Annotated in this window: 22 protein-coding genes and 1 pseudogene; 19 read left to right on the top strand and 4 right to left on the bottom strand. The window is 55.5% G+C overall.

The window, feature by feature from the left end; all coding sequences use genetic code 11:
• The first annotated feature begins 8 nt into the window (after positions 1 to 8).
• The 5 genes from traI (at position 9) to repA (JK231_RS22875) (ending at position 7,822) form a co-directional block, all read left to right on the top strand.
• Positions 9 to 5,147: a conjugative transfer relaxase/helicase TraI gene (gene traI / locus JK231_RS22900; protein ID WP_211729632.1), complete on the top strand. Its 5,139-nt coding sequence runs from the start codon at positions 9 to 11 to the stop codon at positions 5,145 to 5,147.
• A 2-nt stretch (positions 5,148 to 5,149) separates the two neighbouring features.
• Complete coding sequence (locus tag JK231_RS22895; RefSeq protein ID WP_211729631.1) at positions 5,150 to 5,659, top strand: hypothetical protein; 510 nt, start codon at positions 5,150 to 5,152, stop codon at positions 5,657 to 5,659.
• A gap of 90 nt (positions 5,660 to 5,749) precedes the next feature.
• Positions 5,750 to 6,277, top strand: a complete 528-nt coding sequence (locus JK231_RS22890) for a phospholipase D family protein (RefSeq protein ID WP_211729630.1) — start codon at positions 5,750 to 5,752, stop codon at positions 6,275 to 6,277.
• Between the two features lie 128 nt (positions 6,278 to 6,405).
• Complete coding sequence (repA, locus tag JK231_RS22885) at positions 6,406 to 6,675, top strand: replication regulatory protein RepA (RefSeq protein WP_200681324.1); 270 nt, start codon at positions 6,406 to 6,408, stop codon at positions 6,673 to 6,675.
• A 280-nt stretch (positions 6,676 to 6,955) separates the two neighbouring features.
• Entirely contained in the window at positions 6,956 to 7,822 is an 867-nt protein-coding gene (gene repA / locus JK231_RS22875) for a plasmid replication initiator RepA (RefSeq protein WP_211729629.1), read from the top strand.
• A 793-nt stretch (positions 7,823 to 8,615) separates the two neighbouring features.
• Here the strand turns inward: repA (JK231_RS22875) and JK231_RS22870 are convergent.
• Entirely contained in the window at positions 8,616 to 8,798 is a 183-nt protein-coding gene (locus JK231_RS22870) for a hypothetical protein (RefSeq protein WP_211729628.1), read from the bottom strand.
• 69 nt (positions 8,799 to 8,867) lie between these two features.
• Between JK231_RS22870 and JK231_RS22865 the strand changes: the two genes are divergently transcribed.
• From JK231_RS22865 to JK231_RS22850, 4 genes and pseudogenes are all read left to right on the top strand, one after another.
• Entirely contained in the window at positions 8,868 to 9,200 is a 333-nt protein-coding gene (locus tag JK231_RS22865) for a type II toxin-antitoxin system RelE/ParE family toxin (RefSeq protein ID WP_211729627.1), read from the top strand.
• A gap of 1 nt (position 9,201) precedes the next feature.
• A complete protein-coding gene (gene nadS, locus JK231_RS22860; protein ID WP_211729626.1) occupies positions 9,202 to 9,486 on the top strand; it encodes a NadS family protein in 285 nt (94 codons plus the stop codon).
• Positions 9,487 to 9,778: 292 nt separating this feature from the next.
• Positions 9,779 to 10,266, top strand: a pseudogene (locus tag JK231_RS22855) (Hsp20 family protein).
• A gap of 86 nt (positions 10,267 to 10,352) precedes the next feature.
• Complete coding sequence (locus JK231_RS22850; protein ID WP_211729625.1) at positions 10,353 to 10,718, top strand: hypothetical protein; 366 nt, start codon at positions 10,353 to 10,355, stop codon at positions 10,716 to 10,718.
• Positions 10,719 to 10,990: 272 nt separating this feature from the next.
• Here JK231_RS22850 and JK231_RS22845 read toward each other — a convergent pair whose 3' ends face one another.
• Positions 10,991 to 11,944, bottom strand: a complete 954-nt coding sequence (locus tag JK231_RS22845; protein ID WP_211729624.1) for a LysR family transcriptional regulator — start codon at positions 11,942 to 11,944, stop codon at positions 10,991 to 10,993.
• Between the two features lie 130 nt (positions 11,945 to 12,074).
• Here JK231_RS22845 and glyA point away from each other — a divergent pair, with 130 nt between their 5' ends.
• The 7 genes from glyA (at position 12,075) to JK231_RS22810 (ending at position 19,665) form a co-directional block, all read left to right on the top strand.
• Entirely contained in the window at positions 12,075 to 13,349 is a 1,275-nt protein-coding gene (gene glyA / locus JK231_RS22840) for a serine hydroxymethyltransferase (RefSeq protein ID WP_211729623.1), read from the top strand.
• 59 nt (positions 13,350 to 13,408) lie between these two features.
• Positions 13,409 to 14,734 (top strand): D-serine ammonia-lyase, encoded by a 1,326-nt coding sequence (locus JK231_RS22835; RefSeq protein WP_211729622.1) that lies wholly within the window; start codon positions 13,409 to 13,411, stop codon positions 14,732 to 14,734.
• 110 nt (positions 14,735 to 14,844) lie between these two features.
• Complete coding sequence (gene folD, locus JK231_RS22830; RefSeq protein ID WP_211729621.1) at positions 14,845 to 15,744, top strand: bifunctional methylenetetrahydrofolate dehydrogenase/methenyltetrahydrofolate cyclohydrolase FolD; 900 nt, start codon at positions 14,845 to 14,847, stop codon at positions 15,742 to 15,744.
• A gap of 10 nt (positions 15,745 to 15,754) precedes the next feature.
• Complete coding sequence (gene purU, locus JK231_RS22825) at positions 15,755 to 16,648, top strand: formyltetrahydrofolate deformylase (protein WP_211729620.1); 894 nt, start codon at positions 15,755 to 15,757, stop codon at positions 16,646 to 16,648.
• Between the two features lie 139 nt (positions 16,649 to 16,787).
• The gene (locus tag JK231_RS22820; protein ID WP_211729619.1) at positions 16,788 to 18,134 is read left to right on the top strand and encodes a gluconate:H+ symporter; all 1,347 of its coding nucleotides are present in this window, start codon (positions 16,788 to 16,790) and stop codon (positions 18,132 to 18,134) included.
• Between the two features lie 62 nt (positions 18,135 to 18,196).
• On the top strand, positions 18,197 to 18,370 hold the full coding sequence (locus JK231_RS22815; protein WP_211729618.1) for a helix-turn-helix domain-containing protein: 174 nt from the start codon (positions 18,197 to 18,199) through the stop codon (positions 18,368 to 18,370).
• A gap of 86 nt (positions 18,371 to 18,456) precedes the next feature.
• A complete protein-coding gene (locus JK231_RS22810; RefSeq protein WP_211729617.1) occupies positions 18,457 to 19,665 on the top strand; it encodes a type II restriction endonuclease in 1,209 nt (402 codons plus the stop codon).
• A 29-nt stretch (positions 19,666 to 19,694) separates the two neighbouring features.
• On the opposite strand, the gene JK231_RS22805 is transcribed toward JK231_RS22810, so the two are convergent.
• Positions 19,695 to 21,128 carry a DNA cytosine methyltransferase gene (locus tag JK231_RS22805; RefSeq protein WP_249221804.1) on the bottom strand — a complete coding sequence of 478 codons (1,434 nt, stop codon included), beginning with the start codon at positions 21,126 to 21,128 and terminating at the stop codon, positions 19,695 to 19,697.
• A gap of 445 nt (positions 21,129 to 21,573) precedes the next feature.
• On the opposite strand from JK231_RS22805, the gene JK231_RS22800 reads away from it, so the two are divergent.
• The 3 genes from JK231_RS22800 (at position 21,574) to JK231_RS22790 (ending at position 23,041) form a co-directional block, all read left to right on the top strand.
• The gene (locus tag JK231_RS22800) at positions 21,574 to 21,969 is read left to right on the top strand and encodes a hypothetical protein (RefSeq protein WP_211729616.1); all 396 of its coding nucleotides are present in this window, start codon (positions 21,574 to 21,576) and stop codon (positions 21,967 to 21,969) included.
• A gap of 57 nt (positions 21,970 to 22,026) precedes the next feature.
• Positions 22,027 to 22,269: a DUF2767 family protein gene (locus JK231_RS22795; protein ID WP_211729615.1), complete on the top strand. Its 243-nt coding sequence runs from the start codon at positions 22,027 to 22,029 to the stop codon at positions 22,267 to 22,269.
• Between the two features lie 163 nt (positions 22,270 to 22,432).
• Entirely contained in the window at positions 22,433 to 23,041 is a 609-nt protein-coding gene (locus JK231_RS22790; protein ID WP_211729614.1) for a DUF2913 family protein, read from the top strand.
• A 35-nt stretch (positions 23,042 to 23,076) separates the two neighbouring features.
• Here JK231_RS22790 and JK231_RS22785 read toward each other — a convergent pair whose 3' ends face one another.
• Positions 23,077 to 23,832 (bottom strand): HNH endonuclease, encoded by a 756-nt coding sequence (locus tag JK231_RS22785; RefSeq protein WP_211729613.1) that lies wholly within the window; start codon positions 23,830 to 23,832, stop codon positions 23,077 to 23,079.
• Between the last annotated feature and the right edge of the window lie 427 nt (positions 23,833 to 24,259).

Here is a 24,259-nt window from a genome sequence, read left to right as displayed (position 1 = left end):
GGTGACACATGCTATCCGTTTCCACAGTCAAAAGCGCCGGCAAGGCCGGCGCCTACTACACCGCTGAGGACAACTATTACTTTCTCGGCGAGCAGTCTACGGAGTGGTACGGCACGGGCGCGGAGAATCTGGGCCTTGAGGGCCCGGTCAACCGAGATACCTTCGTGCAGGTGCTGGAAGGCCAGTTGCCGGACGGGACCGACCTCCGGCGCATGCAGGGCGACGTTAACAAGCATCGCCCGGGCTACGACCTGACCTTTTCCGCGCCCAAAAGCGTGTCCGTGCTGGCGCTGGTCACCGGCGATAAGTTCCTGGTGGAATCTCACCGCGAGGCGGTGCGCCGCACCCTGGACGACGTTGAGAAGCTGGCCACTACCCGCACCATGACCGACGGCATCTCCGAAATGGAGAAGACCGGCAACATCGTCGCCGCCGTGTTTATGCACGATACCAGCCGTAACCTGGAGCCGCAGGTGCACTCGCATGCGGTGCTGGCCAACGCGACGCTGTCAGAAGCGGGCTGGAAGACCTTGTCCACGGACATCAGCGGGCGTCAGGGCTTTACCGACGTGGTCTGGAAGGAGCAGGTCAGCCTGGGGGCGCTGTTCCGCGCCCACCTGCGCGGCATCATCGAGCCAGAGGGCTACCCCATTACCGAAACCGGCCCGCGCGGCGAGTGGGACATCACCGGCGTGCCGGTAAAGCCGTTCTCCTCGCGCCGTGAGGAAATTCTGGCCGCCGTGGGCCCTGACGCGACCGCAAAGCAGAAGAGCATGGCGGCGCTCGATACGCGCAAGGTCAAGGAATACGGTGGCATGGAAGGCGTGCGCGAACACTGGCAGACCGTGCTGGAAGAGACCGGCTTTGACACAGAGGCCTTCCGGAATGAGGTAGCAGCCCGGCGTGAACGTCTGGCAGAGGAGCGCGAACGGGGCGACAGCACACCGCCGCCTCCGGCAGAGATTGAGGCGGCGGTGCGCGACGCCATTGAGCGACTGTCATCCCGGAGCGTGCGCGTGACCTATGACGACGTGCTGACCAGCACGCTTAATCACGTGCCGGTAGAGGCCGGCGTTTACGGGCGGGTGCGCAGCGCGGTGGACAACGCCATCGGTCGCGGCCAGCTGATAGCCGTCGATAAGAACCAGACGCTGTTCACCACCGCCGCACACGTGCGGGACGAAGCGCGCCTGTCGCAGCTGGCCGCCGGGCTGGCGGAAAAGCGGGGCGGGCTGACGGCGCCTGCGGGTGAGAAAGGCGTGCTGGCGCAGGTGGCCGACGCCGACAGGGCGGTATCCCTTATCGACGTGCGCGGCGGCACGCAGTTTATCAGCGACTTCAGCCGCAGCGTGACGGACATGGCGCGCGACGGCGGGCGACCGCTGGTCGTGGTAGCCGCCGACGGCGCCGCGCGTAAGCGCCAGCAGCAGGACTTTGGCGATAAGCCCGGCGTCACGCTTATGACGGCGCAGGAGATGGCCGGGGCGGAGCTGCCGGCGCGCGCGCTGGTGCTGGTCGCGGAGTCCGAGCGCTTCAGCACTTCCGGGCTGCACGACGTGCTGAAAACGGCCGCGCAGCATGAGGCCACCACGCTTGTGACCGATACGCACGCCCGGCGCGCGGCCGGCTTTGCTTCGGAGATACTCACCGCTGCCGGCGTGAAGCAGTTTACCGCCTCGCCGAGGAGTGAAAACGTGCGCGTGACGATGGTGCAGAAGGATACCGTTGAGGATCGCCTCGGCGTGGCGGCGCGCTATTACGCACAGGAGAAGGCGCAGGGCCGCCCCGTCTCGCTGCAGGCGGGCAACGCCCGCACCCGCGACCAGCTGACCGGCATGACGCGTGAAGTGCTGACCGATGAGGGGCAGCTCGGCCGCGTGCTGGGTGAGGTGACGGCGCGGGTGCCGGTGTGGCTGGACGCCACCAACCGTAACGACCGCAGCGTCTACCGCGCGGGCATGGTGCTGGAGCGCCATGAGAATGACGGGAACAGGGCGTCATTCACCATCACCGGCGTCAGCGAGCGGCATAACCTGCTGACCCTGTCGGATGATAAAGGGGCTACACGGGGCGTCAACATCAGCAGCATCGACAGTCACTGGCGGCTCTACCGGGAGAAGAAGCTGGAGCTGCGCGAGGGTGAGCAGCTGCGCGCCACCGCAGACCTCCGCGCCCGCGCGGGCAGCGGCGAGCGGCTCACGGTCACCGGGGTGAAGGAGGGGCGCTGGCTGTTTAAGGACGTCATCACGATGCAAAACGCTAAGGGCGAAACGGTTAAGGTCGACCGCCACGCGCCGCTTTATGCGGATTACGCCTACGCGGAGTCCTTCGGTGCCACGCGGCGCACGCAGGGCAGCGTGGTGGCGGTACTGGCAGGTAAAGAGGTTAACGACGCCACGGTCAATATGCTGCGCCGCAGCGGCTCTGATGTCATGGCTTTTACGCCGCTGGACGAGGCGACCATCGGGCGCCGCCTGGAGGAAAACCGGCCCGTGGTGAGCGTCACACAGGGCATTAAGTCGCTGTCGGGAGAAAGCGACCTGACGGACGCACTGCGGGCGCTGGAGGCCAGGAAGATGACGCAGCCCGAGCGCGCCACGCGTCTGGCCATCGAGAAAGCCACCGGCACCGGGGTGACCTTCGCCGGCCTGCGGGTCATGGCGGACGTTATCAGCGACAACAGCCGCATCACCCCACAGCGCGCGGAGCAGGAGCTGCTTCGCCTGGCGGAAAGGGGCGAAATCCGGGAGCTGAGCGGCGAGCAGGGCGCGGCAGGCCTCTTTATCTCGCGGGAAAACTTCGACAACGAGGTGACGGTACTTCGCCATATGGCCGAGGGCAAAAACAGCGTGAAGCCGCTGCTACCGGCAGGCCTGAGCGTGGAAAACGCTGCGGGCCTGACCGGTGGCCAGCGCGACGCAGGCAATCTTATCCTCACCACGCGCGATCGCTTTGTGGCCATCCAGGGCTACGCCGGCGTGGGGAAAACCACGCAGTTCCGCACGGTGTCTGCCGCGCTCGGTGCGCTGGAAGACGGCCCTGAAATCCGGGGGCTGGCGCCCACTCACCGCGCGGTGAGCGAACTGTCCGGGGCGGGCATTCCCGCCCAGACCATCGCCAGCTTCCTCAGCGAGAGCAGCCAGTGGCAGGCCGCCGGTCAGGCGCGCGACTTCAGCAACACGATTTTTGTCATCGATGAGTCCTCCATGAACGGCAACGCCCAGATGGCCGCCCTGATGAACGTTATCGCAGGCGGCGGGGGCCGCGCGGTGGTGAGCGGCGACCGGGACCAGCTCAAATCGCTGGAGTCCGGCGCGCCCTTCTCGCTGGCGCTCGACCGCAGCGCGGCGGATGCGGCGGTCATGAAGGAAATCGTGCGTCAGATCCCCGCGCTGAAGCCCGCCGTGGAGGCGGTCATCGCCGGAAACGTGCGCGAGGCGGTGCGCGTGTCGGCGGAAATCAGCCCGGACACCGTGCCGCGAAGCAGGGGGGCTTATGTGCCGGAGAGCAGCGTCATGGACGGTGGCCGGCTCGCCAAGGAAGCGGCCGGCCCGGACGCGGCGCCCGGTGAGGCGGACAAGCCGGACCTTATCGGGATGATTGCCGATGACTACGCCGGGCGGACGCCGGAGGCGCGTGACAATACGCTCATCGTGGCTGAGCTGAACGATGACCGGGTGGGCATCAACCGGGCCGTTCACGAAAAACTCAAAGCGCAGGGGGATTTGCGTGACGGTGTCACCGTCCCGCTGCTGTCACGCGTGAATAACAGTAACGCGGACCTCGGCCGTCAGGCTTTCTGGAGAGCGCAGGAGGGCAACGTGGTGCGCCGGGGCGAGTCCTACTGGCGCGCAGGCCAGACCGATAAGGACAGCGGCGTGGTGCACATGAAGGGGCTGGACGGTGCGCCGGACCGCTGGATGAGTCCGGCGGAGCTGCGCAAGGAGGAAGTAGCGGTGTTTGAGGAGGTGCAGCGTGAGTTCAGCACCGGCGACAAGGTGCGCCTGACGGCGACCGACCGCGACCGCAACCTGCGGGCCAGCGACATGGCGGTAGTGTCGGGCATTACCGGTGACGGGCGGGTTACGCTGGATACGGGCGACCGGCAGCTGAGCTTCGCGCCTACAGAGCGATACGCCGATCGTCACATGGACTACGGCTACGCCGTGACGACGTACAGCTCGCAGGGCGCATCCGTTAAGTACCTGATTGGCCTGTTCGGCGAGGAGGGGGCACGAAAAATGATGGCGGCGCTCGACAGCACCTACGTGCAGCTTTCAAGGGCGAAAGAGCACGTTCAGACGTACTTTGACAACCTTTCAGGCTGGACCACGCGGGTCGAAAGCCGAAGCGGACGACGCGAAACCGTGCACGACGTGGTGATGCGCGGGGAGGACGTGCGCGCGGGCCGTGAGGTGCAGCAGTGGGACAAAAGCCTGCCGGTGCACGAAACGCGGCTCGGTGACCGTACCGACCTGCAGCTCACCGCTGACGCCCGCTTTCTTGCGGGCAAAACGCCGGAGCTGCTCTGGCCGGTGCTGAATGAACACGGGCGCCAGCGGGGCAACTGGCACGTGCCCGTGTCTCCTGCTTCAGGCGAAATCAGCTTTGCCGGCGCCCACTATGAGGGGGCGGCGGACGGTGAGCGCATCGTGCTGCAGCGCGGTGAAAAGCACGGAAAGGTGCTGGAGGCCACGGATTTGGCGGAGGCGCTGGCGCTGATGAAGGAGAACCCGGAGAGCCCCGTCGTGCTCGCTGCTGACCACAGTGAACGTCCAGGCACCGATGGCACCGCAGAGTCACGCGATGCAGCAGCCGGCGGCGAGGAGCTGGACCGCCGCGAGGCGGAGGTGCTGGAGAAGGCGCTGAAGGACGCACTGGGCCAGGAGGAGAAAGAGCCGGATGTCCCCCTGCGCGAAGAGTCTGGCAACGCACCCGAAGAGCGGGATGCGGACCGCGAGGCTGCGCTCCAGGCAGCGCTGGAGGAGCTGCAGAGCGAGGAGGCGCTGGACTACCGCGACTACGACCTGTCGCCTGAGCGCGAGGACCGCGCGGCAATGATGAATGACGAAGTGAATGTGGTGCGCCATGAGCGCAGCGAACCCGAGCCGGAGTTTGGCCATAAACCTGAGAAGACACTGGAGTAATGATGACGACACTGCTTATTACCGCCACCGTGGCGGTTTCACTGCTGATGCTGCTGGTCTGGCTGCCGGAGATGCGCGAGGCCGGACCGCTGATGCGGCGCTGGAGCCGGGGCGGGGACGGCCCGGGCATTCCGGGCATCGGACAGGCGGTGGACAACGCCGTCGGCGTGTTTGCCCGGGTGCACAGTCTGCCGGAGGAGGACGCGGCGCGCGTGCGCGACATGAAGGTGCGCCCCGCCATGATGCCGGTGACGCTCCTGCTGCATCCGCAGCTGGTGAGGCGAGAGCACGGACGCTTCGTGCGGGGGCGTAACCTGACCACCGTGATTGCCGGTCTGATTGTCATCGCGCTGATATTCCCGCCGGTCACGGGCATCGCGCTGCACAACATCAGCCTGTGGATTTTTCCGCTGCTGAACGTGGCCGCTTTCGTGGCCGGCGTGCAGCTGGTGAAGCAGGCGTACTCGGACATGAGCCTGCTGAACGTGCTGATCACCGGTAAACCTGACTGACACCCTGCCGGCTGCCGCCCTGCGGTTGGCCGGTCCCTCGCGTCCAGGATTAAAAATCCGGCACGCTCACGACCCTCTGAGGTAAACCCCATGAAAAAAATCCTGCTACTTCTGAGCGGCCTCATCCTGCTTTGTCCGGCTGTCCGGGCAGAAGCGCCTGCAGTCAGGGTCGCCTTCTCACCGGACGGCGGCGCTGAAGCGCTGGTGCTCAGCGTCATTGACAGCGCCCGTGCAGAAATCAGGCTGGCCGGTTACAGCTTCACGTCACCTGAGGTGGCCCGGTCTCTTATCAGAGCTAAAGCGCGCGGCGTGGACGTTCTCGTCGTGCTGGATGAAAGAGCTAATCAGAACCGTAAAAGCCAGACGGCCATCGGTCTTCTCGCGGGTGGCGACATTCCTGTCCGGCTGAACGGCCGGTTCGCGGCGCTGCATGACAAGTTCATTGTGGCGGACCGTCAGACGGTTGAAACCGGCAGCTTCAATTACACCCGGGCCGCAGCACACATGAACAGTGAAAACGCGATGGTCATCAGCAACGCCCCGGCAGTCGCCAGTCAGTATCTGCAGCACTGGAATGCCAGGTGGTCAGAAGGCACGGATTACACGCTTCCATATTGATCCTTTTCTGAAAATCAGGCCTGCACGCGCGCCAACGCGGAGGGTCTGAAATAAAGTTAAGTCGCTGATTCCAGGGAACTGTAGTATGCTCCACAAAATTCTGTCTGAAGTTTTGTGGAGGAGCAAAGATGTCACGAGAAAACAACGCGGAATCTTCAACCTCGAAACGCTTATACCGAAAAGGCAATCCGCTATCTGCCGCCGAAAAACAACGGCACTTCGCAGCCAGAAAGCGTGATACACACAAGTCAGTTAATGTGTTTATACATAATGCGCATAAAGATGGTTTAGATCAGCTTTGTGCCGAGCGAGGCATGACACAGGCGGAAATGATTGAGTCATTTATTGAGCAGGAACTGGGCAAATATGCAGATCCTACAAGAAAAGTGAGTAAATGACGTTATTGCCTGTTAGGGTTATGAGTGTTAAATTGCAGACCGTAACGAATTCTGGCGGGCCACGCCGTAAGGTGGCGGGAGACTGGTACTGACGGAACACTGAAGGCCAGAAAAAAGAAAACCCCGATAATCTCTCTGAGTTTGGCGACCAAGAAGATTAACGGGGCTCACATATTCTGCATAGAAGCTGTTGCTCTATGCGGGGAGTATAGTTACATGCCCAGAAAACTGCAATACCTTCTGTGCTCACTCCTTCTGTGCAACGTAAGCGCAGGATGGCGTGGCTGAACAGATATCTGAAAACACATCATTTTACCGGCAGGTAAAAAATCCTTACCCGGAGTTTGTGCCGGTAAAGGGAAAGAAAACGCTGCCGTTCTGCGAGAAGATCCGTGAGAAAGCGTCGGGTTTCACTCAGCGCATTGAGTTTCAGGCACTGGTGGCCATGGAAATCGCCCGCGGAACACGCAAGCGCCGTCCGCCTGAGCTCCGCATCCGCGCGCTTGAAGCCGCGCTACAGGCGCTCTGCCACTATTATAATCCGCTGGCCAACCGCGTGGGGGCCTCTCTCACGACCATGAGCATCCGCTGCGGGCTGGCCACGGAGAAAAAACGCCTCTCGATCACCCGTTTCACCGGCGCCGTGCAGTTCCTGGCGCAACTGAAGCTCCTCACCTACACCACCGAATACGACAAAGACATCGGCTGTAACATTCCTACGGACATCACCTTCGCGCCGCTGATGTGGCAGGTGCTCGACGTGTCGGAAGAAGCAGTCGCGGCCGCGCGCCGCAGCCGCATCGAGTGGGAAAACAGCCAGCGCGAGAAGAAGGGCCTGCCGCGCGCCGATGCCGGCGAGCTCATCAACGCTGCCTGGTCGTTCGTGCGTGAGCGCTTCCGCGAGTACCAAAAGTCCCGTCGCGAGCACGGCATGAAGCGCCACCGCGCGCGTAAAGACGCGCCGCGCACCCGTAAGGACATCGAGCAGCTGGTCCGACTGCAGCTTCAGAAAGAAATCCGTCACGAGCGCTTCTTCGGCGGTCTGGACGCGGTGAAAGCCGAAATAGAGCGCCGCGTCACCGAGCGCATGAAGCTTTCACGCGGCCGTTATGCCCGACTGGACGACGATCTGCTGGTCACAACCTGAAGGACCCTGGTCATTCATTGCCTGATCGCCCGGAGCTTCATTACAGATTCTCTCACCAACCCGGTCTTAATCGCCGGCGCTGTTTTTTCCACCGACTGAAGCCAACTATCCGGTTATCGCCGGAGGCCCTCGCTCGCCTGCAGGAAACACAAGAGTGATTAAAAACACGACAATAATAGTTACATCATACACAAGGCTTGCCATCACCCGCATCAGAATCACAGGAAAATGCCATTCCGCAGCCGCATGAATGACTTATCCACATTAACCACGAGAGACCTGACTTTTAAACCCCTGACCGGAGAGTCGCTTAACCGCTATCCGGCTTTTTTCCAAACCGCGCTGTTCCTTTTAAACACCCGACCTTTATTCTTTTAAAAAACTGGTAGTACTTACCTTTAAAAATAAAACCTAGTCTCCACCCGCCCTTTGGACAGGTGAATAACGGCCGCCCTTGCAGCGGACTGCGTCCGCGCCGGTTCGGTTCAGCCGCTCCGCGTCAGAGGTAGCTCCCGCCAGAAACGGCGGGCAGAAAACCGCAGTTACATATACTCTTCAGCCCTTTTCACATACCGTGCAGCCATCAGGACCGAAATCCACACAGCATCGAGCAAAACCCACCTGAAAAGCGCCGCCGCCCCGGCCCGGGGGGCCGGAATGGAGTCGCTTTTAGATGGATGCTGTAACTATACATTTGATATGGCTGAAAGGTATGAGGCCTGCGGTCACTTTCTTTTGTCTGCGACCGTCTGACTTATTCGCGCCTGAAAGGCCGCTGCTTAAACGGCGTCAGTCAGGGCGTGGTTGGGCTTTTGCCACCATCGACCCTGTAACCGGCTCTGCCGGGCTCACGGCGCCCGATGGCACCAGTGCCGTCCTGAACGATTTCTGGCGCCTCCATGCCGCTCACGCGGCATTCAGGGGCAGGCTGCGCGCTGCTCGCCAGCCACATCAAAATGCCCCCTACTATGGCCACTCGATGTCTCCACTTTTCCGAAATCAGAATTGAGTGTACAATGTACTCTATTAAGAACAGGAGACAGCCGTGAGTAACGCGATTGAGTTTATCGAGACCCCGATGTTTACTCGTCAGATAAAACAGATCGCCACGGATGAAGAGCTCTGGGAGCTACAAAAGACGCTGATTGAGTCGCCGGACAAAGGCGATCTCATCCAGAAAACCGGCGGGCTGCGAAAAGTCAGGATGGCGACGGGCAATCAGGGAAAAAGCAGCAGTGCAAGAGTGATTTACTTCCTGGCGACCGTCGAGGTGATCTATCTGGTGATGGCCTACCCAAAAAGCACCAAAGACAGCCTGACGGACGCAGAGAAAGCCACACTAAAGGCGCTGACCCAACAACTGAAAGATGAGGTGTGACATGAGTTTTTTTGATGAGCTGAAAGCATCGCTGGAAGAGGCCGTTGAAATTAAAAACGGCGTCAGAGCGCCCGCCCGCATCACCCGTTACGAGCTGGCTGATGTGAAGGCCATCAGGGTGCAGCTGAACGTTTCACAGAGCGAGATGGCGAAAGTGCTGGGGACCAGTCTCGACACCATCAAGAGCTGGGAAACCGGACGGCGTAATCCGACCGGACTGGCTGCGAAGGTGCTGGCAACTATCCAGGCTAACCCGAAATTTTTCCAGGAGCTGGCTGCGCACTAAATGGAGTGTGCAGGCTTGCCCTGATTAGTACGACACTCCTTAATGGAGACTGCGCCGTAATTTCCGTCACTCTCCCCACCATACTGGTGCAATTCAGTTTATGCATCTGATGAAACTCCGGCGTACCAGCAAGTCGGGGCAGAGGAGTATGACTTACACATTCCCTGAGCAGGTCAAAAAAAGCTCAACAACCCCTTGAAAATTTATTCCTCAGGATTATATTTTCCCTGCACGGGATATACCCGTTCCAGATGAACTTTTGAATGAACGACTAATTCAGGAGGTTATCACCATGGTATTACGTAATTTCCCCGTTATTCCTTCCGTGGCCGACTCTTTGCTGTCTGACCGGTTCAGCCGTATTGATCGTCTGTTCAGCCAGCTGACCGGCGATACCCCAGTCCCCATGACGCCGCCCTATGACCTGAAACAGCTGGATAACGAACGTTATGCATTGACCGTCAGCGTTCTGGCTGGCAGGAGAAAGAGCTGGAGATTGAGGTCTCAGATGGCCGTCTCACCGTCAGCGGCCACCGTGAAGACAGCACCGATGGTGAAACGGAGACTGCTGGAGGTGGACACTGGCTGCACCGGGGCATCAGCCGGGCAGATTTCCGCCTGAGCTACAGCGTGCCGGAACACGTGAAAGTCACCGAGGCCCGCCTGCGGGACGGTTTGCTGTACGTGGGACTGAGGCTTGAAGTGCCGGAGAGCGAGAAACCCCGGCGCATTCCCATTGAGAGTCAGGCTCGTGAGCCGATTGAACATTATGTGACCTGACCGAGGGAAGGCAGTGGCCGTGCGGCAGACAGATGTCTGCCGCATACATGCAGTAGTTGAACGCAGGCAAATGACCGGGGGCTGAAATGAACTTCATCAGCATGCCTTCAGACCGGAGCCGGTATCCGGACCTTGTGGCCGACACGGTAATGGAGGCCAGGATGGTGCTGTCGGGAGCGCGGCTGGGCGTCAGCTGGCACCGGGTGTCCGGTGGCGTCATGCCCGAAGTCGCCGTGCATTTCGTCAGCGAAAGGGGCGGTCAGGGCACCCTGCGCTATCGCCTGCCCCCCGACACGCCGGAGCGGACAGAGCGCCGGGTGGCTCTGTTGCTGTGCCTTATCCGTAAAGAGCTCGCCGATGATATCCTCGCCATATCCGAAGCCACCCGGCAAATCCAGCTGCAGCAACTTGAGCACTTACCGGCTGAGCGGGCGGCAGCGCATGGGCATTAAAATGGCCGCCCCGCTGTTTCAGAAAGAGCATTTCTTCCGCGAGAACGGCGCGCATGATGTCCATATTGGGTTAGCAGTTGTGTTTAATGTCAACTTGGATAGGGTTTGAAAACTCGGAATGACTACAGGTGATTAATTTCCCTTATGAGCAAACAGTAGACACAGTGAGTGATAAACAGGAAATTCTCCTGTTAAGATTCATTTATTTCACGTATCAGCAGATTTTCCGGCGTCCATTTTCTTTTACTGCCCTGAAGCCAGTAGTTTTTTATTCAGTTTAAGAGTAAATGTTGAATAAACGCTTCAGATTCGGAACCAAAACTCCCGCATTTAAGGATAACTGACTGCTCGTACAGGGCGGTCAGAAATGCCTTAACAGAAGGGCTCTTCTTCTCGCTTTTTCTGTAGACCACGAAAATTTTGCGTCTTATCTCAGGGTAAACCCGTCTGACGAGTGCGCCTTCAAGTTCCATTTTCGCTCTCAGCTCAGGCAGAATGGCTATAGCGCAACCACCCCGAACGAGAGCGATTGTCACCTCAAATCCCTTACACTTTGCCACTATGTTTGGCATAAAACCGGCCTTCACGCAGGCTTTTGTCAGCATATCCGTGTAAGTCATAGAAGCCGTATCAATCACCCAATTTTCGTCCTTTAGCTCAGCAAAGGTAATTCTTTTTTTATCTGCAAGAGGGTGCTGGGGGGGGAGCACGACATGAAATAAATCTTCCATCAGGGGAATGATGCCTATACCTGCATCGAGCAGACCCTCTGGCGTGTTTAGGTCGTCAATCAGTGCAATGTCAGTCTGCCAGCCTCTTATCGCGGTTAACGACTCTTCTGGTTCTAGTTCGTCAAACTGGATCTGAAGCATCGGATGGGATTTTTTCAGCGCGCCAAATGTCGCAGGCATAAGCGCAGCTGCAACTGACGGAAATGCGGCAACCCGGATTTTACCCGCCACAGCTTTCTTCAGGTGCGACATTTCTGCGCGGGCAGACTCCAGCTCAGTGAAAATCCGGTTGGCATGTTCTACTAGTCTTTGACCCGCAATCGTTAACTCAACGCCTCTGCCCCTTCGCTCTGTCAAATCAATGCCGACTTCTTCCTCAAGCTGTGCGATTTGCTGCGATACAGCAGAGGGGGAAAGGTGGAGGTTTTTTGCGACCTCGGTCATTGTTTTTCGGACTGCAAGTTCCCGTAATGCTGCCAGTTTATTGATATCCATAGGATTTTCTTATATTTATCTTTAAGTTTTACTTAAGGGTTATTGAAAAATTATTCGCTTGTTCTGAAGATTAACATACTTATAACGTGATTGAAGGACAACCAAAGACCTTAACCAAAAGCGAGATATCATGATGAGCAAATCCTACTTCCAAGATAACCTTTCGTCGCGTGACCCTCTCATTAGTCAGGCTTTGGAAAATGAAAAAAAACGCCAGCAGGGACAAATCGAACTGATTGCTTCAGAAAATTCGGTCAGCCAGGCAACGCTTGATGCGCTGGGTTCGGTTATCACGAACAAAACAGTTGAGGGGTACCCGGGCAACCGTTTTCACGGAGGGGCAGCCTTTGCCGATGTGGTCGAGCAGGCGGCCATTGACCGTGCCAAAGAATTATTCGGATGCAGCTACGTCAATGTGCAGCCTCACTCCGGTACTCAGGCCAACCAGGCCGTGTTTTTTGCGTTGCTCCAGCCAGGTGATTCTGTTCTGAGTCTTGACCTTGCGGCAGGCGGACATCTCAGTCATGGAGCCAAACCGAACCAGTCCGGCCGCTGGTTCACCATCCACTCTTACGGTGTAGATCGTGAAACCGGCCTGATTGATTACGACAATGTTGAGGCTCTTGCTCTTGAGCATAAGCCCAAGCTAATCATCGCTGGAGGATCTTCATATCCACGTGAGATTAACTTCAAACGTATGCGTGATATTGCAGACAAAGTTGGAGCGTTCTATCTGGTTGATATGGCGCACTTTGCGGGCCTGGTTGCTGCTGGTGTTCATCCATCACCGATTCCTTTCGCAGATATCGTCACATGCACCACGACTAAAACATTGCGCGGTGCACGTGGAGGCTTGGTTCTGACTAACAGAGAAGACCTGTTCAAAAAAATTCAGCCCTCTGTGTTTCCCGGTGTACAAGGCAGTGCCCACCTGGCAACCATCGCTGGAAAAGCTGTGGCACTGGGTGAAGCATTGACGCCTGAATTCAAAACTTATGGGGCCAGCGTCAAGAGCAATGCACAGTTGTTAGCCAAAGTGCTTCAGGATCGCGGAGTGCGCATCGTAAGTGGAGGGACTGATACACATGTCGTGCTGGTTGATGTCTCTTCAAAAGGGTTAACCGGTCAGAAAGCTCAGGATGCACTGTCGTCGATTAACATCACTTCCAACAAAAACCCGATCCCATTTGATAGCCCACGTCCGTCCGAGTGGAAGGGGCTGCGTTTGGGATCCTCCGCGGGCACGACTCGCGGATTTGGTGCCGCAGAATTTGAGCTAATCGGGAATCTTATCGCCGACATTTTTGATGCTCAGTTCCTGGATAACGAGAAGCGTGTAGCGGTCATCGATAAGTGCCTGGGGCAGGTTGAAGATCTCTGCGCCAGTTTCCCGACCTACGCGTGATTTTAACAAAATGCAGATGCGCCTGACGCGCAGCGGCGCACCTCATGTACTGGAGAGATATGATGAGCTTTTTACTTCCGGAGAACCCGGCGCGGGAAGATATTCTGGCAGGGCAACCAGCACTATGGCTGAACCCAAGCCTGCGTGAAGGTGGGATTAACGATCCGGCACTGCCAGTTCGTGCCTCTCAGGTAAAGGAAGCCGAGCAGAACTGGCAGCGTCTCGCGCCTTTGTTGAGCTACTGCTTCCCTGAGCTGGAATCTGTTGGAGGAGCTATCCAGTCACGGCTTTATGAAGCAGTGGAGCTTCGCAAGTCTCTTGGCTACACCGGGCCTGAATTTGGTCAGATATTCGTGAAGAATGACGGAGATCTGCCTGTAGCCGGCTCGATTAAAGCACGTGGGGGAGTATATGAAGTCTTTATGTACGCCCTTAATCTTGCTGAAGAAAAAGGCATTTATAAGCAAGGTGATGACATTCTGACGTTGGCGGGCGATGAGGCCCGCGCCGTATTCTCCCGGCACACGATTGCCGTTGGCAGTACGGGTAATCTTGGCATGAGCGTAGGAATCGCTGCCCGCGCTCTGGGGTTCCGTGCCGTTGTTCATATGTCATCAGATGCAAAACAGTGGAAAGTCGAGAGGCTGACGCGTCAGGGCGTTGAGGTTGTGCAGCATCAGGCCGACTATACCACCGCCGTTGAGCAGGCAAGACTGGGCGCGGAGGCCGACCCTAGCGTTTACTTTGTTGATGATGAACGATCTGAAATTCTGTTCTTCGGCTACAGCGCCGCTGCGAGCGAGCTGGCAGCACAGCTTGGCCAGAGTGGTGTCATCGTTGATAAGGACCATCCGCTGTTTGTATACCTTCCATGTGGGATAGGCGGTGCGCCAGGGGGTGTGGCTTACGGGCTTAAGGCCATTTTTGGCGATGCCGTTCATGCCTTTTTTGTAGAACCCGTGCAGTCTCCATGTGCCCTTGTACACATGATGAGTGGTTCAGATGAGCTGATTTCGGTATACGACGTTGGCCTGACCAATAAAACGGAAGCGGACGGTATGGCCGTTGCGCGGATGTCGGCTTTTGTCGCAACCGTGATGAAGCCGCTTCTGTCAGGTATTTTCACCGTTGCTGATGAGGACCTGTTCCGTTGGCTATGGCATGCCCAGATGTCACAGAACATTCGCTTGGAGCCATCAGCCACGGCAGGTTTTGCAGGGCCTGACTTCATTGTGAACAGCTCTCAGGGCCAGTCGTATGCTGCCAGAAACGACCTGTCAGGAAAGATGACGGAAGCAACGCATGTGATCTGGACAACCGGTGGTGCTTTTGTTCCTCAGGAGCAATTCTGGACATTCATGAAACGTGGTTCAGAGCTGGCCTGACGCCCAGGATATCTTAAAACCTTGAAGCCAGACATTCAGGCTGCGGACCTTTAACTCCGCAGCCCGGAAAAGTGTTGCCGTTTACTAACCCTTTTGCGAGGAGAGACCAGATGGACAGCCTTTATAGGGCAACCAGAATTGACGGGAAAGTATTTGCCGCCGGTCTGGTCGAGCGTATAGCGGATGAGGTTGCGCAGATCCGCGCTAAAACCGGAAAGATACCGGGTCTGGCCGTAGTGCTGGTCGGAGATGACCCGGCGAGCGCCATTTATGTCAATTCAAAACAGCGTGAAACGCTGGCTGCAGGGATGGAGTCTTTCTCGTTCAGGCTACCAGCCACCGTCAGACAGTCTGACCTGATGACTTTGCTGGAGAGACTGAATAATGACCGTCGAGTCAACGGCATACTCGTTCAGCTGCCCCTGCCAGCTCATCTGGATACCCGCGCTGTTATCAATGCCATAGACCCAGACAAGGATGTTGATGGTTTTCACGTTATCAATGCAGGTCGGCTTTTCACTGGTCAGTCATCACTGATTCCCTGTACCCCTCTGGGATGCTTGATGCTGCTTAAGGATCGTATTGATGACCTGACCGGAATGAAGGCGGTTGTGATCGGTAAATCCAACATTGTGGGTAAACCTATGGCCCAGCTTCTGATGGCTGAAAACTGTACGGTGACGGTTGCTCACATTAAAACTCGCAATATTGCTGAGTTATGCCGCACCGCAGACATTGTAGTCGTGGCGGCGGGAAGCCCGGGCTTGGTCAGAGGGGAGTGGATTAAAACCGGTGCTTACGTCATCGATGTGGGTATAAACCGCGTCGAACGTGAAGGGCGCTCAAGAATCGTTGGCGATGTGGCCTTTGAAGAATGTGGGCACGCTGCTGCTATCACTCCTGTTCCCGGCGGCGTGGGTCCTATGACCATCGCCTGCCTGCTTGAAAACACCCTGACGGCCTGGCGCTGGCAGAATGAACCACGCCCGCTAACGAATGATAACGATTAAGGAGCCCACCATGAATGAGAATAAATATGCTGTGCTGAGTGTTAGCTGTCCCTCCATCCGCGGCGTCACGGCTGATATCGTCAGCTATCTGGCGGCTAACGGCTGTAATATTCGCGACAGCGCACAGTTCGATGATGAAACGACCAATCGCTATTTCATGCGGATCACTTTCCGTTCTGATGAAGGGCGTACGCTGGAAGATATTCAGAGAGGGTTTACCCCATTAGTGCAGAAATATCAGATGGACAGCCACTTTTTTGAGGAACACAGCAAGCTGAAAGTTGTATTGATGGTTTCTCGCTTCGGCCATTGCCTCAACGATATTCTGTTCCGGTGGAAAATTGGTGCCCTGCCTATTGATATTGTCGCTGTCATATCTAACCACACTGATTTTCAAGCGCTGGTTGAAGGTAATGGTATTCCTTACCATCACATTCCGGTTACTAAAGAGAACAAGCCAGAAGCCGAAGCGGCACAGATGCAGATAGTACGTGATTCAGAGGCTGAATTAATAGTTCTTGCACGTTACATGCAGATCCTTTCAGATGAAATGTGCCAGCAGATGTCAGGACGCATTATTAACATTCATCACTCCTTCCTGCCCTCATTCAAAGGCGGGAATCCGTATCATCAGGCGTTTCGCAGGGGCGTAAAACTTATCGGCGCAACTTCCCATTACGTCACCGCAGATCTGGATGAAGGTCCAATTATTGAACAGGACATCGTACGTATCACCCATGCCCAGAGTGCAGCTGATTATGTCTCATTGGGCCGGGATGTTGAAAATTTAGTCCTTGCAAGGGCTATTCACGCGCATGTACATGGCAGGGTCTTTATTAATGGTGATAAAACTATAGTATTCCCGCCGTCTCCCGATTCATACAAAACAACCAGCGGTGGGTAGTTCTCTGCTGCCGGAATTTTTTAATGTGAGCGATTTTACTTTCAGCTGTGACAGTGCCCACCCTAGGGCGGGCATAATTCAGCCAAACACAATGATTAATAACTGACGATGCTTTAAATCGACTCAGGGAGAAAATAATATGGATCACAGCTCATGGCTGTTACTGGTTCTTTTTGCCTCCGTTATAGCGATTGTTATTCTTATAATTAAAGTGAAAGTACACGCGTTTCTGACTCTCATTATTGCCTGTTTTGGGGTCGGGCTAGGTTCGGGGATGAACTTACCGGAAGTTGTAGATGCTATAGAAAAAGGGATAGGCGGAACGCTGGGTAATTTAATTGCCATCATTGGTCTTGGGGGGATACTGGGTAAGGTTCTGGAAGAATCGGGTGGAGCAGAACGCCTGGCAAAAACGCTGCTTAATAATCTGGGAGCGAAACGCGCGCACTGGGTCATGGCAGCCGTCGGAGCCATTGCTGGTATTCCTGTGTTCTTTGAAGTCGGCTTTGTTTTACTCATCCCTTTGGTATATGAAATTGCCCGTCAGACCAGAATGAATCTGCTGTATCTGAGCATTCCACTGGCGCTCTCTCTGATGACCATCCACTGTATATTGCCACCTCATCCAGCGGCAATGGCAATAACAGTGATGTTAAATGCAGACGTAGGTAAAGTTATTCTGTATGGCATCATGATCGGCATACCAACAATGATTATTTCAGGACCAGTATGGGTCAGGCTGGTTTGTAAAAAAGAAATGACGCCAGAGCAGGAGAGATTTCTGGCTGCGCGCACCTCTGCGGATTGCAAGCAGGAACGTCAACTGCCGGGTTTTGGAATTACGTTGTTTACGATTTGTCTTCCTTTAATCCTGATGGTGTTAAAGACGCTTACTTCCGGTCTTGACTCAAACTCCGTTTTTCACAGGTTCACCGTTGCCGTTGGAAACCCCTTAACAGCTCTTTTAATATCATTGATTTTTGCTTACTGGGCGCTGGGGATTCGTCAGGGAAAAACCATGCTGCAGCTGCTTGAAACATCACAGCGTAGCTTTCCCGTACTGGCAACTATAGTCTTTGTCATCGGAGCTGGAGGGGCTTTTAATGGTGTGCTTATTAAGAGTGGTGTTGGCAATGCAATTTCATCCATGCTACTAGGCACACATATCAATCCGATAATACTGGCCTGGTTTATCGCATGGATTATGCACCTTGCAGTAGGATCTGCGACTGTTGCGATGATCAGCGCTGCAAGTATGATCAGCCCAATGCTGGCAGCGGACCCCTCGCTAAGTCCTGAAATTATGGTAATCGCTATCGGAGCTGGGTCGATTGGCTGGGCACATGTCACTGATTCAGCTTTCTGGATTGTGCGTGAATATCTTGGAATATCTCTATCAGATGCATTAAAGAAATTCACGGGGGCGACCGTTCTTGCATCTATTGTGGCACTCCTAGCAACATTAGCTTTAAGTTCTTTTATTTAAAGCTCGCTGGCTGGACTGCACCCCAAAAGTTGGACATCCAACTGACTAAGGTGCAGTTTTTTATGAGTAGTCCCAAATTCTCACTTGAGCTACGGCTTGCCGCCGTGCAGCATTATCTTTCTGGTAAAGACGGTTTTCGCGAGGCTGCCGCACATATTGGTGTCGGGCGTACGGCTCTGCGCAGGTGGGTGGCGGCTTACAAACAAATTGAGCAATATTTGAAGTTTAGATTCTAAATTTTGCCCTTAATCATCCTGGCTGGCTGCTTCTGCTTGGGTATGGAAAAATAGCGGTTCGAATTTCGGGTCATAAGAGGGACATTATGTCGATTTTTCATAACTGGCTACTTGAGATAGCGGGCGGCAATTATTTTGTCTACATTAAGCGCCTTTCTGCCAATGATACCGGTGCGACAGGCGGACATCAGGTAGGGCTTTATATCCCATCGGCTATCGTAGAAAGGCTATTCCCATCGATAAATCACACCCGGGAACTGAATCCCTCCGTTCTTCTCACCGCACATGTATCCTCACACGACTGCCCGAACAGCCAGGCCCGTGCAATCTATTATAACAGCCGCCATTTCGGTAAAACCCGAAATGAAAAAAGGATCACTCGCTGGGGAAGAGGCAGTCCCCTTCAGGACCCTGAAAATACCGGCGCCCTGACGCTTCTTGCCTTCAGGCTTGGTGAAGAGAGCCAGGACAGCCCTGCTGTAGATATATGGGTATGTGCCAGCCCCGATGAAGAAGATGTCATTGAGACTGCAATTGGTGAAATTGTTCCTGGCACTCTTATCGCCGGACCTGCCGGGCAGATTCTGGGCGGCCTGTCTCTTCAGCAGGCGCCTGTGAATCATAAATACCTGATTCCCAAAGAGTGGCATCAGCGCTTTCCATCCGGTAGTGAAATTATTCAGTATGCAGCTGGCCATTACGTGAAGAACTCCGGGGACCCGGATGAGCAGCTTGTTGATCGCCGGCGCATTGAGTACGACATTTTTCTGCTGGTCGAGGAACTGCATGTACTGGACATTATCCGGAAAGGATTTGGCTCAGTAGATGAATTCATTGCACTGGCCAATTCTGTCAGTAACAGACGTAAATCCAGAGCCGGAAAGTCCCTTGAACTGCACCTGGAGCATCTTTTCATCGAGTACGGCCTCCGACACTTCGCCACTCAGGCCGTCACAGAAGGCAATAAGAAACCCGATTTTCTGTTTCCTTCTGCAGAGGCTTATCACGACGCGGATTATCCGGATGAAAATCTGCGTATGCTGGCGGTTAAAACTACCTGTAAAGACCGGTGGCGGCAGATACTGAATGAAGCTGACAGAATTCCACAAATGCATCTGTTTACGCTGCAGGAAGGCGTTTCACAAGCGCAGTACAGAGAAATGCAGGAGGAAGGGGTCAGGCTGGTCGTGCCCTCATCGCTCCATAAAAAATATCCGGAAGCGGTGAGAGCTGATTTATTAACCCTGGGGGCGTTTATTGCTGAGCTGACCGGGCTTTATGCAGAGCTGCCTTAGATACCCGCCGGCAGACAGTGCCGGCATTTTCAGTCAGATTTTTTTGCCTGAACACCTGCAGAAACGGCTTTCAGGATGTAGGGCTCAAGCAGCTTTGCGACCGCTTCAAACACCGGTACCACGACGGAGTTACCAAACTGCCGGTATGACTGCGTATCAGAAACAGGAATACGGAAAGGTCTGCCTTCAGGTTTTTCAAAGCCCATAAGGCGCGCGCACTCACGTGGGGTAAGACGGCGCGGTCGGTTCGCCTGATTTTTCTCATCTGCAAAATCAGTTTCGCCAGCAGCCATGTCCCAGCCACGATCTATCAGTATTTCAGAACCGTCCTTGTGGTAGCGGGCAGAGAGCGTGCGGGCAACGCTGTCTTTATTTTGAGGATTAATGAGGCCAAAGCCAAAGCCGTTACCCTTAGCCGCATGTTTTTTAGCGTAGTTATAAAGATATTCCCAGAGTTTTGGCGTCAGTATATATTTGCTGTCCACAACGGGCTCAAGCAGCTCGCCAAATGACGGCCTTTGTTCGGGATACAGGCGGCTGATGTCGCGCAGAGTAAAGCCCTTATGAATGTTCAGGTCGCGGCGGAAACCAACCAGAACGATACGTTCACGGTGCTGAGGCAGGAAATGCCGGCCGTCGATAACTTTAGGATCGCTTTTCCCTGTACCTGACGCATCCGAGACTTCATAGCCCAGCTCGTTAAGCGTCTCCATAATGACTTTAAAGGTTTTTCCCTTGTCATGGCTTTTCAGGTTCTTGACGTTCTCCAGCACAAAAATAGCGGGTTTTTTGGCGCGGATGATACGCGCCACGTCAAAGAACAGCGTGCCCTGAGCCTCGCATTCAAAGCCATGAGCACGACCCAGTGAGTTCTTTTTGCTTACGCCCGCAAGGCTGAACGGCTGACAGGGGAAACCTGCCAGAAGGACATCATGATCCGGCACATGCGTATCAATGTGAGCATAGGCATCGGTTTCTGACACGTCATCGTTGTCGCTGAGGGTGACTTCGCGTATGTCGAGATTAAACGTGTGAGCCTGCTCGTCGTTAAACCAGTTAGCTTTGTAGGTGCGTACAGCCTCTTTATTCCATTCGCTGGTGAAAACGCACTGGCCACCAATGGCTTCAAAACCCTTCCTTATGCCACCTATACCGGCGAACAGGTCAACGAACCTGAATGCATAATCCGGATGGTGTGCGGGAGGGGGCGGCAGCATTTTACGCAGAAGCGCCTCCTCAGCGGATGTCAGTGATTTAGGCTGGCACTTGCCGTTAATCCATCGGTTAAGGGTTTCACGGCTCCATTCGTTCTTACCGACTTTTCTGAGCAGCTCAGCCACAGACTTCTGGTCATAAATTTCCAGTACCTGCTCAATCAGCTTTTTATCATTTACCCGCCGCAGTTCTTCTTCGACTGCCGCTTTCTCAAGCAGGTCCTGCGCCAGTAGTTCAAATTCGGACATAATGCCTCCATAGGGTCTTATGGGTGAAAAGGTATCACTCATCTGACCCAGATGGAATAAATTTATCTGGATATTTAAACAGTGTGTTATTTCAGCAATGGTCAGCTGCTGCCTCTCCACTGTAAGGGTGGTGTTCAATCTTAAAGACGACGCCTGATTGGATAACTCAGACCATGGGGGTAGTTAAATAACAGGGGGATGATGATTTTACCCCGGCTGCGCTTATGTCCATGCGGAACGTGCCGATAATCAGTATGTGCCTCACCAGGGTACATATAACTGATACTGCAACTGATTGTGCTTATGGCTCCCTCCGGGAGCCATTTTTTTATCCAAGTCAGTCTGCCCTGAAAATCGGATCATCATGAGGAGAGCGTCGCCACTTCTGGTTTACCGCTAAATACCCACTACACTGTCTGCACAATTTCAGCATACAAGAGCACATATGAAATATCTGGCATCAGGCGTTATATTGATGGCGTTGAGTCACACAGCTGCAGCAATTTCACCCTCTCCGTTCTGGCCATCCTGCGACATCAGCGTGCAGCATGCTATCAGGGCTGATAATGGCAGCAGCGACAGTGACCCGCTGTTGTCGCATATTTCGCTGCGTGTCACCGTGATTCAGGCCGATGCCGGGACTGCCCGTAAGGCAGGAAAACTGTCAGAATCGCAGACTGAAATGATCTGGCATCATGCTGACCGCATCCGAGCGGACGCCGCGCGCTATGCGCGTGAGCAGGGCTTTCTCAGCGCTGCTGAACGCGCCAGTTTTGACAGAGAGCTCGATGAGGTCGCCGGACGTCTTTGTGCCCGCATCCTTCAGCCCGTAAGGGGGTGAAGTCCGGCCACATTTTATTTTCCTGACTTCAGTACCCTGTAACATGGGAGGAAGTGGATGAAAATCGATGTTGATCTTAATGACAATCTTTTCGATGAAGCCTGTCGGCTGACCGGAATGTGCTGCCTGCTGATGGCCAGAGACGGAGAAGAGATTAACCGGGCTCAGCTGACATTGGAGCTGATGCGCCTGCTCAGAACCTGCATCGAGCAGGCGGGACAGTGCCCTCCGCCCCTGCTTTTTGCCATTGAGGAGCTGACTGAAGAGCCGGATACAGACACCGGGGATGACGAATCGTGAGGTTGCCAGCTGATTGGTATTTCTGAAGCTATCCGCGTAATAGTTCTTCAGCCAGCCTGCCGTCTGGCGGCCACCCTTCATTTACGTGAAGCCTTCCAGTCACTTAAACTGTGTGTCTGATATGCTTCCGCTTCCCGGGAGCACTGCATTAACGGAAATTATCATGGATAAAGGTAACCTTAACGTCAGTCATTTAGCCTGGTGCGGGCTTATTGCCCTGTACACGGCCCGCCTTGACGGGCAGGTTAATTCTCCCGCGCAGGAAAATCTCTTCCTGACCCGCTGGCTTGCAACGGCAGAGAAGCAGCGGCGCTTTGCAAAGGAGCTGGCCAGCGATATCAGCTGGCTACTGCGGGAGGGCCGTGAAAAAGGGCTGCGCGCGGATCTGCCCGGTAAGCTCGATTATCTCTGGCGGGCCGGTAACGGTAACCTGAAGGCGCAGAATGACCTGTTCCGGCTACAGCACGCGCTGCAGGCAGTTAAGCTGACCGGCTGGATTTACATGGTGCTGGCAGACAGCGAATGGAGCGGACGCCGCCAGCTCCGTCTCAGTCCGGCCGTTTCAGGTATCTATCTTAACCGTAACGGGCTTGATTCTGGCTTCGACGAGCACGGTCAACAGCGCCGCGCCATTCCCGCCCGCATTACCGGCGAGCTGAACGCGCTGGATACGCTTCTCAACCGCTCAGGCTGGCGCCGCGTGAAGGCGGAAAGCGACGATGCCATGCTGCATCATCTGGTGGCAGAGAAATTCAGTGAAGCCTTATCATGATCTGCGCGTACTGCTGACCGCTTTGCAGCAAAGCCTTACTGACCGGCCTTTCTCTTTAGTCCGGCGCAGGCAATGATTTCTTTCAGCGCGTCTGTTTCCATCGGTGGCGTTGAGCGGTGAACCATGGCGCGGCAGTTCGGGCAGAGCGGGACCATATCATTCACCGGATCGGGCCGGTAATTTTCCCCCACCGTATGCAGCGGAATACGGTGATGGACGTGGATGAAGTTCCGCCCGGCTTCTCCGTAAAACTCCTCAAAGCTGAAGCCGCATCCCTGACACCGGTAGCCATGGTGTTGCAAACAGGCTTTTCTGGCGGCAGGGTCGCGCTCATAGGCATTCACGAGGATCTGCGTTTTTGCACCTTCGTTGTACAAGGCTGACGCCGATAACTCCTCGGGCAGGTACTGTGCCTCCCTGCAGGCGTACCAGACGCCCTCCTCCTGAACGAGGTAGCGCTGTTGCAGATGATGGCTGAATTTCTTTATCCTTGATATGTCCTCTGAATATTCAGACAGGCTGTGGCCCATAACGAACGTGTACAGCTCATAACCCTGCTTCACATATTCCAGATGCTCCAGCGCCTGAACATACCCTGGCTGGCGGCGTTGTTTCCCATCACGCGAAACGAACTCCCAGGAGGTACGTAATATAACTTCACGTTCTTCTCCCGCTTCCGTGTCCCATGCACCGAAGATGACATTCATATCGTTGTGATCGATGAACGACCAGCTCCACGTCCAGTTTGCGCAGGTCGCGACCTTGGATAAGATAAACTGTTTTCTGTTCATAATATTTTCATGAGTACGCTGAGGCTGGCTACCTTATCAGGAGCGGTGAATGAATTTCTATCAGAAGCTGAGTCAGCCCGCCGTCAGGGCAGAGATGGCTGAAGAATGGGGGCTCGCTGCCTCACAGTGGCAAAAGCTGCTGACCCTGCCCGCCGCTTATCCCTGGCGGATGTGGATCCGTGGCAGGATAAGCTACTGCAGAGAACGAGCCTCAGCGCCGCCCCGCCGGCACTGAGTCCGTAAGCTGACTTTACAAACCGGTACGGCTGGCGTGCCGGTCACAACGGAGAAAATGAATGGCCTTCCAGAGCCCGGCCCAGAATTACAGAGAGACGCGCCTGAACCTGGGAGACCTCGTCAGCCTCTCCCCTTATTCCACCTATCTGATGCGCAGCGACAGCGATTTTCCTGACGCCGGCATCGTGAA

It is taken from the genome of Pantoea sp. JGM49, assembly GCF_018257655.1.
GTDB lineage: Bacteria > Pseudomonadota > Gammaproteobacteria > Enterobacterales > Enterobacteriaceae > Pantoea > Pantoea communis.
The sequence above is the reverse complement of the archived record's forward strand: the minus strand, read 5'-3'. Positions and strand labels throughout refer to the sequence as shown.

Bases quoted from the DNA above. Each gene is read 5' to 3' on its own strand.
- traI (WP_211729632.1), top strand. From the start codon at position 9: ATGCTATCCGTTTCCACAGTCAAAAGCGCCGGCAAGGCCGGCGCCTAC.
- JK231_RS22795 (WP_211729615.1), top strand. From the start codon at position 22,027: ATGAAAATCGATGTTGATCTTAATGACAATCTTTTCGATGAAGCCTGT.
- purU (WP_211729620.1), top strand. From the start codon at position 15,755: ATGAATGAGAATAAATATGCTGTGCTGAGTGTTAGCTGTCCCTCCATC.
- JK231_RS22800 (WP_211729616.1), top strand. From the start codon at position 21,574: ATGAAATATCTGGCATCAGGCGTTATATTGATGGCGTTGAGTCACACA.
- JK231_RS22810 (WP_211729617.1), top strand. From the start codon at position 18,457: ATGTCGATTTTTCATAACTGGCTACTTGAGATAGCGGGCGGCAATTAT.
- repA (WP_200681324.1), top strand. From the start codon at position 6,406: ATGTCACGAGAAAACAACGCGGAATCTTCAACCTCGAAACGCTTATAC.
- JK231_RS22805 (WP_249221804.1), bottom strand. From the start codon at position 21,128: ATGTCCGAATTTGAACTACTGGCGCAGGACCTGCTTGAGAAAGCGGCA.
- JK231_RS22785 (WP_211729613.1), bottom strand. From the start codon at position 23,832: ATGAACAGAAAACAGTTTATCTTATCCAAGGTCGCGACCTGCGCAAAC.
- JK231_RS22815 (WP_211729618.1), top strand. From the start codon at position 18,197: ATGAGTAGTCCCAAATTCTCACTTGAGCTACGGCTTGCCGCCGTGCAG.
- JK231_RS22820 (WP_211729619.1), top strand. From the start codon at position 16,788: ATGGATCACAGCTCATGGCTGTTACTGGTTCTTTTTGCCTCCGTTATA.
- nadS (WP_211729626.1), top strand. From the start codon at position 9,202: ATGAGTTTTTTTGATGAGCTGAAAGCATCGCTGGAAGAGGCCGTTGAA.
- JK231_RS22895 (WP_211729631.1), top strand. From the start codon at position 5,150: ATGACGACACTGCTTATTACCGCCACCGTGGCGGTTTCACTGCTGATG.
- JK231_RS22850 (WP_211729625.1), top strand. From the start codon at position 10,353: ATGAACTTCATCAGCATGCCTTCAGACCGGAGCCGGTATCCGGACCTT.
- JK231_RS22790 (WP_211729614.1), top strand. From the start codon at position 22,433: ATGGATAAAGGTAACCTTAACGTCAGTCATTTAGCCTGGTGCGGGCTT.
- JK231_RS22845 (WP_211729624.1), bottom strand. From the start codon at position 11,944: ATGGATATCAATAAACTGGCAGCATTACGGGAACTTGCAGTCCGAAAA.
- JK231_RS22890 (WP_211729630.1), top strand. From the start codon at position 5,750: ATGAAAAAAATCCTGCTACTTCTGAGCGGCCTCATCCTGCTTTGTCCG.
- glyA (WP_211729623.1), top strand. From the start codon at position 12,075: ATGATGAGCAAATCCTACTTCCAAGATAACCTTTCGTCGCGTGACCCT.
- JK231_RS22835 (WP_211729622.1), top strand. From the start codon at position 13,409: ATGATGAGCTTTTTACTTCCGGAGAACCCGGCGCGGGAAGATATTCTG.
- folD (WP_211729621.1), top strand. From the start codon at position 14,845: ATGGACAGCCTTTATAGGGCAACCAGAATTGACGGGAAAGTATTTGCC.